Source organism: Lysinibacillus sp. NPDC093692, from assembly GCF_050280125.1.
Lineage (GTDB): Bacteria > Bacillota > Bacilli > Bacillales_A > Planococcaceae > Lysinibacillus.
Window position 1 is genome coordinate 40,499 of the sequence record NZ_JBNNUW010000029.1, and the last position, 11,418, is coordinate 51,916.

At 37.9% G+C, this 11,418-nt stretch carries 11 protein-coding genes and 1 rRNA gene; 11 read left to right on the plus strand and 1 reads right to left on the minus strand.

All coding sequences use genetic code 11. The features are described from left to right. Positions 1-200: 200 nt before the first annotated feature. A complete protein-coding gene (cysK, locus tag ACQKN4_RS22415) occupies positions 201-1,130 on the plus strand; it encodes a cysteine synthase A (protein ID WP_427484844.1) in 930 nt (309 codons plus the stop codon). Between the two features lie 156 nt (positions 1,131-1,286). Here cysK and ACQKN4_RS22420 read toward each other — a convergent pair whose 3' ends face one another. Next, a complete protein-coding gene (locus ACQKN4_RS22420) occupies positions 1,287-2,135 on the minus strand; it encodes a copper amine oxidase N-terminal domain-containing protein (protein ID WP_427484845.1) in 849 nt (282 codons plus the stop codon). 267 nt (positions 2,136-2,402) lie between these two features. Between ACQKN4_RS22420 and ACQKN4_RS22425 the strand changes: the two genes are divergently transcribed. The 10 genes from ACQKN4_RS22425 to ACQKN4_RS22470 all read left to right on the plus strand — a co-directional run. Then, positions 2,403-3,812, plus strand: coding sequence for an anthranilate synthase component I family protein (locus ACQKN4_RS22425; RefSeq protein WP_427484846.1), 1,410 nt, complete (start codon positions 2,403-2,405; stop codon positions 3,810-3,812). Continuing rightward, the gene (gene pabA / locus ACQKN4_RS22430) at positions 3,809-4,390 is read left to right on the plus strand and encodes an aminodeoxychorismate/anthranilate synthase component II (RefSeq protein WP_427484847.1); all 582 of its coding nucleotides are present in this window, start codon (positions 3,809-3,811) and stop codon (positions 4,388-4,390) included. The genes ACQKN4_RS22425 and pabA overlap by 4 nt, the downstream gene beginning before the upstream one ends. Then, positions 4,391-5,230 (plus strand): aminodeoxychorismate lyase, encoded by an 840-nt coding sequence (pabC, locus tag ACQKN4_RS22435; protein WP_427484848.1) that lies wholly within the window; start codon positions 4,391-4,393, stop codon positions 5,228-5,230. A gap of 13 nt (positions 5,231-5,243) precedes the next feature. Next, entirely contained in the window at positions 5,244-6,098 is an 855-nt protein-coding gene (gene folP, locus ACQKN4_RS22440; protein WP_427484849.1) for a dihydropteroate synthase, read from the plus strand. Next, a complete protein-coding gene (gene folB / locus ACQKN4_RS22445; protein ID WP_079563711.1) occupies positions 6,098-6,463 on the plus strand; it encodes a dihydroneopterin aldolase in 366 nt (121 codons plus the stop codon). The genes folP and folB overlap by 1 nt, the downstream gene beginning before the upstream one ends. Further along, on the plus strand, positions 6,463-6,984 hold the full coding sequence (folK, locus tag ACQKN4_RS22450) for a 2-amino-4-hydroxy-6-hydroxymethyldihydropteridine diphosphokinase (protein ID WP_427484850.1): 522 nt from the start codon (positions 6,463-6,465) through the stop codon (positions 6,982-6,984). The genes folB and folK overlap by 1 nt, the downstream gene beginning before the upstream one ends. Positions 6,985-7,070: 86 nt before the next feature. After that, entirely contained in the window at positions 7,071-8,111 is a 1,041-nt protein-coding gene (dusB, locus tag ACQKN4_RS22455; RefSeq protein WP_427484851.1) for a tRNA dihydrouridine synthase DusB, read from the plus strand. 267 nt (positions 8,112-8,378) lie between these two features. Next, positions 8,379-9,881 (plus strand): lysine--tRNA ligase, encoded by a 1,503-nt coding sequence (gene lysS / locus ACQKN4_RS22460; RefSeq protein ID WP_170939063.1) that lies wholly within the window; start codon positions 8,379-8,381, stop codon positions 9,879-9,881. Positions 9,882-10,207: 326 nt separating this feature from the next. Next, complete coding sequence (locus ACQKN4_RS22465; protein ID WP_079563715.1) at positions 10,208-10,480, plus strand: hypothetical protein; 273 nt, start codon at positions 10,208-10,210, stop codon at positions 10,478-10,480. Positions 10,481-11,334: 854 nt separating this feature from the next. Continuing rightward, a 16S ribosomal RNA gene (locus ACQKN4_RS22470) occupies positions 11,335-11,418 on the plus strand; the annotation flags it as partial.

The following is an 11,418-nucleotide window of genomic DNA, read 5'->3' on the forward strand; positions in this document are numbered from 1 at the left end:
TCTCTTTATTCGCAAAAGTTGACTGAAAGCTTTATGACGTGATTATGCCAAGGCGAAATTATTATAAGTTGAGGTTGGATCGGATGTAATAAATATTCTGAAAATATAAGTTATATTTATTGACAATCGAATGGAAAAATTGATAAAATCAAAATAAGTAAAACCTATAAAATTAGTAGGGATTAGGAGTGGATTGATAAATGAGTAGATTAGCAAATTCAGTAGCTGAATTAGTTGGTAAAACGCCAATTGTTAAATTAAATCATGCAACAGGTGATAATGAAGGTACTGTTTATGTAAAATTAGAATACTTTAACCCAGGCAGCTCAGTAAAAGACCGTTTAGCTTTAGCGATGATTGAGGCGGCTGAGAAGGGTGGTACATTAAAGCCAGGTGGTACAATTATTGAGCCTACTTCTGGAAATACAGGTATTGGTCTTGCAATGATTGCTGCAGCTAAAGGCTATAAAGCGATTTTAGTAATGCCAGAAACAATGAGCTTAGAGCGTCGTAACTTATTGCGTGCTTATGGTGCAGAACTAGTATTAACACCTGGACCAGCAGGTATGAAAGGTGCAATTTCTAAGGCGGAGGAATTGTCTGCTGAGCATGGCTACTTCTTACCACAACAATTTACGAACCCAGCTAATGCTGTTGTTCACCGTTTAACAACAGGTCCAGAAATTGTAGAAGCGTTTGAAGGTTTAACATTAGATGCATTTGTTGCTGGTGTTGGTACAGGAGGTACAATTACTGGTGCTGGTGCTGTGCTAAAAGAGAAATACCCAAATATTGAAATTATTGCTGTTGAACCAAAAGATTCACCAGTACTTTCTGGCGGTCAACCGGGGCCTCATAAAATTCAAGGTATCGGAGCTGGTTTCGTACCTGAAGTATTAGATACAGATGTATACTCTACTGTATTCCCAGTTGAAAATGAGATTGCTTTTGATGTAGCCCGTAAAGTAGCGCGTGAAGAAGGCATCTTATGTGGTATTTCATCAGGTGCAGCTATTCATGTTGCGATTGAAGCAGCGAAACGTTTAGGTAAGGGTTCAAATGTTCTTGCAATCGTACCTTCGAATGGGGAACGTTATTTATCAACACCGTTATATCAATTTGAAGACTAATTAATTATATGTATGAAGGGCTCCTTTAACGAGGAGTCTTTTTTTTATGATCAATTGTGCAAAGTATAATTGATCATAAAAAAACTGCCCGTAAATGTTAGAAGTATAACTAACATCTATGGGGCAGTTCAAAAAATATGATTAGAATAGACTTCACTATACAACTGTATTACTTAAGACTTTTACGAAGCCATTGTTAGTGGCAGTTTTAATTAATTGATTAATAGATTCACGTGCTTTAACAGTGGATGAATACCATTTATCTGCAGTAACATCATGAATTAATACTTCTGGGTATCCTTTCAATTCTTCTTCCGAGAAGGGTCCATTTAAAGAATAAAGGTCAAACTGTTGAATGCTTTTATTTTCATGACTCATAAAATTATATTGTCCATCCTTATAATAGGAACCCGGAACGTCTAGATTAATTTGCCATGAATAGTTAGCAGGGGCATCAACAACTTTTCCTTTATTTTCATTGAAAACTTTATATAAGGCTTTATTATAGGTGTTTCCTTGGATCTGCTGTACGATCCCACCCATTGTCATATGGTATTCATATTGAATAGCTTTTACTTTTACATTGTTTATAACCAATGGCTCAGTATTCACTGTTACTGTGGAATTTTGATAATTGACTTGGCAACCAAAGGTCTCTGCAATAAATCGAATAGGAACAAATAGTCTATTATTCTTTAAATACTGTTTGACATCAAGTAACTCTGTTTTACCGTTTTTTATAACGGTGTTGCTATTCGGTTGTAACGTTATCTGCATTTTGTTATTCGTTAGTGTTACTTTTGAGTCTTTCCAATTTACTGTTGCTCCTAAATTTTCGCTGATAACACGCAAAGGTACCATTGTTCGATTATTCTTAGTCTCTGGTGCCGCATCTGTAGTAACGACAACACCATCGATCTTAATAGTGCTATGTGCCGCATATGCAGGTAGAGAAATCAGCGTGAGTATCATTGCGAGGACAACCCCTGAAAAAAGCTTTTTCATGGTATAACAGCTCCTTTTTATGAAATAAATATACACAATTTGTAAAAAAATCTATTTGCTATTAGTATAGCAAATGCCCTTCTTTTAGCCAATTTATAAAGTAGACATATATTCAAAAACCATTCGTTGCTGACGCTTCGCTTTCGCTACAAGAAGACATGTGCTGAAAGAAGGTAATTTTTATGTGACGCTTGAAAAATATTCGCTTCAAAGTAATATTCAAGTTAAGATGGAATCACATCATATGACTTAAAGGGGAATAGCAACTTGAAGACAATACTTACGAAAACAATATCGATGGATGCAGACTCGTTTTTTTATAGTTATAAGAAGCAAACAGAAGCGCAACAGGCACATATTTTTTTAGAAAGTGGACGCGGAGGAAATTTTACGATAGCTGCTTGGAATCCGTTAGCTACAGCACAATCGGTTGAGAATGGTTTACTTATAAAGTGGAGAAATGGTGAGACTGAAAATTTAAACGGTGAGCCTCTCGATTTATTAGAGAAATTAGTGGAGAAATATCACGTTTCTTATAATGCTGAGCTTCCTGTTTTTCAAGGTGGAGCGATTGGGTTTGTAGCATACGATTACGCTCGTAAAATTGAAGTGTTGCCTAATACTGCTATAGATGATTTACATGTACCAGATATCTATTTTTATATGTTTGATTGCTGGGCGGTACACGATGTGAAAACAAATAATGTCACGCTTATGAAGCTAGCAGACTGTAATGTGAATTTGGAGGAATGGGCTAATGTGTGGCAAGGGGCAGCGCAAGAAGGATTGCTTACTCGTAAATTTGAGAAAACAAGTGCTATAGAAATCGTAAATGATGAAAGTGAACTGTTAGTATCATTCGCTGGAACGGCTTTTGAGGAAGCGGTGTGTAAGATCCAAACATACATAGCGCAAGGTGATGTATTTCAAGTGAATTTGTCAGTACGTCAATCTAAAAAGTTAAACGCAACTGCAATGGATGTATATGAAGCGTTACGTGCATTTAATCCTTCACCGTACATGGCGTATATAGAAGCACCTGATTTTGCTGTCGTTTCTGGTTCACCTGAGCTTTTGGTGAAGCGTCACGGTAACGAATTGTCTACTCGACCGATTGCTGGTACACGACCAAGAGGGAAATCCGAGGCAGAGGATTTAGCGTTAGCGCAGGAATTAATTGATAACGACAAAGAACGTGCTGAACATGTAATGCTTGTTGATTTAGAGCGCAATGATTTAGGGAGAGTATCTACGTATGGGACGGTTGAAGTGGATGAGTTCATGGTGATTGAACGCTATTCACACGTGATGCACATTGTTTCCAATGTACGAGGAGAAATAGCTGAAGGGAAAACCAATGCAGACGTTATCTGTGCCATGTTCCCAGGAGGAACGATAACAGGTGCACCGAAAATTCGTACGATGCAGATTATTGAAGAATTAGAACCTGTAAGAAGAGGATTATACACGGGTTCGATTGGCTGGCTAGGCTATACAGGTGATATGGAATTTAATATTGTCATTCGTACAGCATTTGTTAAAGATGGAGTAGCACATATTCAGGCGGGAGCAGGCATTGTTATTGATTCTGTTCCGGAAAGAGAATACCAAGAATCTTTAAATAAAGCGAAGGCGATGTGGCAGGCGAAGGCAATGGCAGAGGAGCGAGCAAAATGATTTTAATGATTGATAACTACGATTCTTTTACGTATAACCTTGTACAGTATTTTGGGGAATTTGGTCATGAATTAGTAGTAAAAAGAAACGATGTATTGACGGTGAAAGATATTGAGCAGCTTGCGCCAGATATGATTGTCATTTCTCCTGGACCATGCAGCCCGAATGAAGCGGGTGAAAGCCTGAACATTATTAAGTATTTCGCGGGAAATATTCCGATTTTAGGCGTTTGTCTTGGCCATCAAGCCATTGCTCAAGTGTTCGGGGGGAATGTTATACGAGCTGAGCGTTTAATGCATGGTAAAACATCACCTGTGCACCATGCTGAGATAGGTTTGCATAAGGGGATGCCAAAGCCGTTTGAAGCTACTCGTTACCATTCTTTAATTGTAGAGAAGGAAACATTACCTGCATGTTTTGAAGTAACGGCATGGACGGAAGAAGGCGAAATTATGGGCATTCGTCATAAGGATTATCCAATTGAGGGAGTGCAATACCATCCTGAATCGATTATGACAGAACAAGGTAAAAAGCTTCTACGCCAGTTTATAGATTTGTATGTTGAGGGAGCGAAGTAAATGCTGTGCTGGATGAATGGGGACTACGTAGAGGCGCAGGATTTGCGCATTTCACCTTTTGATCATGGATTCTTATACGGACTAGGCTTTTTTGAAACGTTTCGAACGTATAAAGGAAAGGTGTTTTACTGGGAAGCACATATTGAAAGGTTGCAAACGGCGCTTTCTCAATATCGTATTCATATGTCCTATACCGAAGCGGATTTACTTAAGGTTGTTCAACTATTAAATGAGCAGGACAAAGGACAAGATGGTTATTTCCGTATAAACGTCTCAGCTGGAGAACATAGTATCGGTTTACAGCCTACTGAATATAGACAACCGAATGTTATTGTTTTTCGCAAAGAATTACATGCTACACCTCGAGGCATGGAAAAAAACGCACAATGGCTTGTAACACCTCGTAACACTCCTGAAAAAGGGCTTCGAGTGAAGTCGCACCATTATGGTAATAACGTTCTTGGGCGTTTTGAGATGCCATCTCTAGCGCAACAAGAGGGCTTCTTTTTAACGGAAGATGGCTTTGTTGCTGAAGGTGTAACATCAAATATTTTTTGGGTGAAAGATGATATACTATATACGCCTTCCTTAGAGACGGGTATTTTACCCGGAATTATCCGAGCGTGGGTAATTGAGCGAGCACAATCTCTGGGCATTAAGGTGGAAGAAGGTTTCTTTACTAGTGAGGATGTAGAGGAAAGCTCGGAGTGCTTTATTACTAACTCTATACAAGAACTTGTTCCAATTCTTAAATTAGAGAGCAAGCTATTATTAGGCAATAAAGGGCCTGTTTATTCGCGTTTACATGAAGCATTTGCCAATGAAGTGGGACAAGAATAGAAGGAGAGTTTACATGCTAGAAAACTATACAACAACATTAACTATTAACGGTATCACGTTAGACTATACAGCAGAAACTTTTGTGATGGGTATTTTAAATGTCACACCGGATTCATTTTCAGACGGAGGAAAGTTTAATAATATTGAGGCAGCTGTTGAACAAGCGAAAAAAATGGTAGCTGATGGTGCTAAAATTATTGATGTTGGCGGAGAATCAACACGACCAGGCTATGAACGTATATCCGATGAAGATGAAATTGCACGCATTGTGCCAGTTATTCAAGCGTTAGTAGCTGAAGTACCGGCAATTATCTCGGTGGATACGTATAAAGCGAACGTAGCTCGAGCGGCTATTGAAGCTGGTGCGCATATTATTAATGATATTTGGGGAGCGAAAGCTGAACCTGAGATCGCTCAAGTGGCTGCAGATTTAAATGTACCGATTATTTTAATGCATAATCGAGAAAATACTGATTATGGTACTGATTTCTGGATGACGGCTAAGAGCGACTTAGAAAAGAGTATTGCTATTACCCGAAATGCAGGTGTACCAGATAATCATATTATTTTAGATCCGGGTATAGGTTTTGCGAAAACTACTGCTCAGAATATTGAAATGATGCAGCATTTAGATGAATTGGTAGCGATGGGTTATCCTGTTTTGCTAGCGACTTCACGTAAATCAATGATTGGTAATGTCTTAAGGCTGCCTGTTGAGGAGCGTATAGAAGGTACAGGTGCAACGGTTGTTTACGGGATTGAAAAGGGCTGTCATATGATTCGTGTGCATGATGTAAAGGAAATGGCACGAGCGACACACATGGCTGATATTTTAGTAGGTAAGCGTATCTACAAGGAGGAAGCGTAATGGACTATATTCATTTAAAGGATATGCAGTTTTACGGTTATCACGGTGTTTTAGCGGCGGAAACAACACTCGGTCAACGCTTCCGTGCCAATGTTTCACTTGCTGTAGATATGACAAAGGCTGGAGAGACTGATGACTTGGACTATACGGTAAACTATGCAGAGGTTTATGCGTTATGCCGTGATATCGTAGAAGGTGAGCCTTTCAAGCTTATTGAAGCACTTGTTTCAAAAATAGCAAATAGTATTTTAGAGACATACTCAGAAAAGGTTAAGGGTGTACGCGTGGAGCTTATTAAGCCGGACCCACCGATACATGGTTATTATAAAGAGGTGTCAGTAGAGGTAACGAGAGGTGATTACTAATGAATGATGTGTATTTATCGATCGGTACAAATATGGGCGAGCGATTTGAAAACCTGCAACACGCTGTTAAACTTTTAGAGGGTAAAGATGAAATTGAAGTTGTACAAACTTCTTCAGTTTATGAAACAGCAGCGGTAGGCTACACTGACCAAGCAGACTTTTTAAATATTGCTGTTCATATTAAAACGAGCCATTCATCTTCCAAAATGCTAAAAATTTGCCAATGGGTTGAAGGTGAACTAGGGCGGGTTCGTGAATTTCGATGGGGCCCTCGAATCATTGACCTTGACATTTTGCTCTACAATCACGAAAATATTGAAACTGAAAGCTTAATTGTGCCACATCCAAGAATGTATGAGCGAGCTTTCGTACTAGTACCACTCATAGAAATTACGCCTGCGCCAGTTGGAGAACAGCTGAGAAGGGCACACGATATAATGCAACAGATGGATAGTGAAGAGGAAGGCGTAACTAACTTTATGGCAAGCATCAGCGAAGTTAAAAATGATGCAGTCCGTTAATTAGGTTTCTAATCTTTAAATTAAAGCCTCCTGTGGTTGCTTTTATATAGAAATAGGTGAAAACCTATAGAAGGGGGAAAACAACGTTGAGTCAGACAACTGAGAAACCGTTTCAAATTGGAAATATCGTCATGGACAACCGTGTCGTATTAGCACCAATGGCTGGAATTTGTAACTCTGCTTTCCGTTTAACTGTTAAGGAGTTCGGGGCAGGTCTAGTGTATGCAGAAATGATTAGTGATAAAGGGATTGTCCAGAAGAACGAAAAAACACTGGGCATGCTTTATATCGATGAGCGTGAAAATCCACTTTCTTTACAAATTTTCGGTGGTGATAAAGCAACACTAGTGGAAGCAGCTAAGTATGTAGATGAAAACACAACTGCCGATATTATCGATATTAATATGGGCTGCCCAGTTAATAAAATTATTAAATGTGAAGCGGGCGCTCGTTTACTTTTAGATCCGAATAAATTGTATGAAATGGTAGCCGCTGTTGTCGATGCAGTAAAAAAACCTGTCAGCGTAAAAATGCGTATTGGTTGGGATGACGAGCATATTTTTGCTGTTGAGAACGCACAAGCTGCTGAACGTGCTGGTGCTTCAGCAATAGCTGTTCATGGACGTACACGTGTACAAATGTACGAAGGAAAAGCAAACTGGGATATCATTCGACAAGTGAAGGAAAATGTGAAAATCCCTGTGCTTGGTAATGGTGATGTAGAAACTCCTCAAGATGCAAAACGTATGCTTGATACTACTGGGGTAGATGCAGTAATGATTGGACGCGCAGCTTTAGGTAATCCGTGGATGATTTATCGTACAGTTCAATACCTTGAAACTGGTGAGCTAAAGGAAGAGCCAGGTGTACGTGAAAAAATTGATGTGTGTTTGCTTCACTTTGAACGCCTTATGCAATTAAAAGGAGAGAGTGTGGCAGTACGTGAAATGCGTAAGCATGCTTCATGGTATTTAAAAGGTATTCGCGGTAATGGTAAAGCGCGTAAAGCGATTAACCAAACAGAAACTGCGGTAGAGCTTCGTGCATTATTAAATGGACTTGTGCAAGACTATGAAGAGCTTGAATCTACATTAATAGTTCCAGAAGCAAAAGAATTAATTCTATAACTTCTTTCAGCGGGTGTCCAAAACACCGGCTGAAATAGAGGTACTCAGCGAAAGTGAAGCGGCAATTATGTCGAGGTATAATTGATTACATTAAAAAGACGTCTCGTTGTTTTTGAGACGTCTATTTTTCTGCCAACATCAATTTTTAGAATTATTAATCATTTTTTCTCTTATGGAAATTAAAGCGAAACAGATGATTACAGCAATAAAATTGTGTACAATAGAAATATTATGGATATAAACACAACGCGGACAATTTAATAAGGAGTGAATCAAGTGTCAAACATAGAAGAATTAAATGATCAGCTTTTGGTGAGACGCCAAAAAATGACGGCTATTCGAGAAAATGGTCAAGATCCATTTGGTAGTCGTTTTGAACGTACGCATTTATCACCAGAAGTTCGTGAACAATTTGCAGATCAAACAAAAGAGCAGCTAGAGGAAAACCTACAAGAGGTAATTATTGCGGGTCGTATTATGACGAAGCGCGGTAAAGGAAAAGCTGGCTTTGCACATATTCAAGATTTAGGTGGCCAAATTCAAATTTACGTTCGCCAAGATCATGTTGGCGAAGAAGCATATGAATTATTTAAACAAGCTGACCTAGGTGATATCGTAGGTATTCGTGGTAATGTATTCCGAACACAAGTGGGAGAGCTTTCTGTAAAGGCTGAAGAATTTACATTCTTATCAAAAGCGCTACGCCCTATGCCGGAAAAATTCCATGGTTTACAAGATGTTGAACAACGATACCGTCAACGTTATTTAGATTTAATGACGAATGAGGAAAGTAAAACAACATTTATTACGCGTTCTAAAATTATCCGTGCTATTCGCAATTATTTAGATAATGCAGGATATTTAGAAGTAGAAACACCAATGCTTCATACAATTGCTGGTGGTGCAGCAGCTCGTCCATTTATTACACACCACAATGCACTTGATATGGAATTATATATGCGTATTGCAATCGAACTGCATTTGAAACGTCTAATTGTTGGTGGACTAGAGAAAGTGTATGAAATTGGTCGTGTTTTCCGAAATGAAGGGATCTCAACACGCCACAACCCTGAATTTACAATGATAGAGCTGTATGAAGCTTATGCGGACTACAAAGATATTATGTCTCTAACAGAAAACCTTATTGCTCATGTAGCGCAAGAAGTTCTTGGGACAACTACAGTTCAATACGGTGAAGATGAAATTAATCTTGCTGTAGGCTGGAAACGAGTTCATATGGTAGATGCAGTAAAAGAAGCTACAGGTGTAGACTTCTGGCAGCCTATGACTAAGGAACAAGCTCAAGCACTTGCTAAAGAACACGGAGTAGAAGTTAAAGGAACACATGAGGTAGGGCATATTATCAACGAGTTCTTTGAGCAAAAGATTGAGGAAACTCTAGTTCAACCTACATTTGTTTATGGTCATCCAGTAGAAATCTCACCTCTAGCTAAGAAAAATCCAGAGGACGAGCGTTTTACAGACCGTTTCGAACTATTCATCGTTCGTCGTGAGCATGCAAATGCCTTTACAGAACTAAATGACCCTATTGACCAACGTGAGCGCTTTGAAGCTCAATTAGTTGAAAAAGCAGCCGGTAATGATGAAGCACATGAAATGGACAATGATTTCATTGAAGCATTAGAATACGGTATGCCTCCAACAGGTGGATTGGGCATTGGTATCGACCGTTTAATCATGCTTCTTACAAATTCACCATCAATTCGCGACGTATTATTATTCCCTACAATGCGTCATACTACTAAATAGTTGTTTTAACTTAATTGATAGAGGATATAGCACGACTACTACTCAGGATAAAAAAGCGGTAATCGAACTAGAAAAGAACAGCTTTGTTAAGAGGTAATCGTGAAAAGGCAGGAGTCGAGGTGTAGGAGAAGCACTAAGACTCCTGTTTTGCGTTTTCTATGATGAAATAGTCTTACTTAGTTAAGTTAACGTTTGAAAAGTTTAAATTTAGAAAGAATTAAGTAGAGTATTTAAATGATGAATGAATATAAGGTATACTTTTAGAGTTCTGTAATTTGCAGATAAAATAGAAATAGACATTATAGAAGTATTATTGGAGGCTTATAATGAATTATAAAATCTTTAACAAACTAGTATTTGAACAGGCGCAAGTACGCTCAGTTTCAGATGTTCCGTTTACTGAGGAAGAACTTGAAAATGGCATGAAATTAGCGGTTTCTAAGGTGGAACCGACTCTAGCTTTATATTTAGTGGATATAAACGGTCAGAAAAAGTTCGATGTCCGTTGGGATGATTCCTCTGAAGTTTTCACTGGCTGGTATTCGGCATGGGATAATTTCTCTTGGTGCCTAGATGTAGTTGAGAAACAAAATAACTAATTAGAATTAGTAGATTCTTTATATTTTAGTTTTGAAAAACACACTTTCAATTTTGAATTCCGCAATTGAAAAGCGAACATAATATATTCTTCTTTCTTTTTTGTTATTATGTGCGGAACAATAAAGTTAAAAAAGTAATAAACATGAAGTAAGTAGGAGTCGAGGTGTAGGAGTACCACTTTGGCTCCTTTTTTCTATTGTTTATTTGTTAGAGTGATGTGTAAGAGGGGAGATGACGCATTTTATTGTGTAGATCTTAGATGCTTTTTCAAGAAAAGCTTGAGAAAGCATCCTTTTAAAAAGGATATTCTTAGATAGAAGTAAGACTCTTCTTATTTAGTTTGTTGAGATTTTTAAGAAAGAGATGTATAGTAAAACAATTAAAGTGATAGATAGAAAGTTATAAGAGTTATTTAGTTCTCGAAAAAACGCAAAATAACTCACTAATTCACCATTTATAAAAAAAGAAAATTTTATAGTAAAAAACACTTGCGGTTGTATTAAAATCATGATAAATTATTACTTGTCGTTAAGACGACGCAAGAAACAAACTGAGTTCGAAAAAACATCAAAAAAGATGTTGACATCGAAAACTAAGAATAGTATTATATAAGAGTTGCTGCTTTTGAAACGAAGTGAAAAAAACTTCTAAAAAAGAGTTGACAACAAAAAAACAAAAATGTTATACTAAAAAAGTTGTTGAAACAAAACAACAACGAAATGAACCTTGAAAACTGAACAAGCAAAACGTAATCAATAAAGTTTTTGGTAGCTAACCTTGAGTTAGTGAACAAAACAAAATTTTGGACATCAAACATGATGCCAGCAAAACAATTTGAGCTTATCAAATTTCTTTTATGGAGAGTTTGATCCTGGCTCAGGACGAACGCTGGCGGCGTGCCTAATACATGCAAGTCGAGCGAACGGAGAAGGAGCTT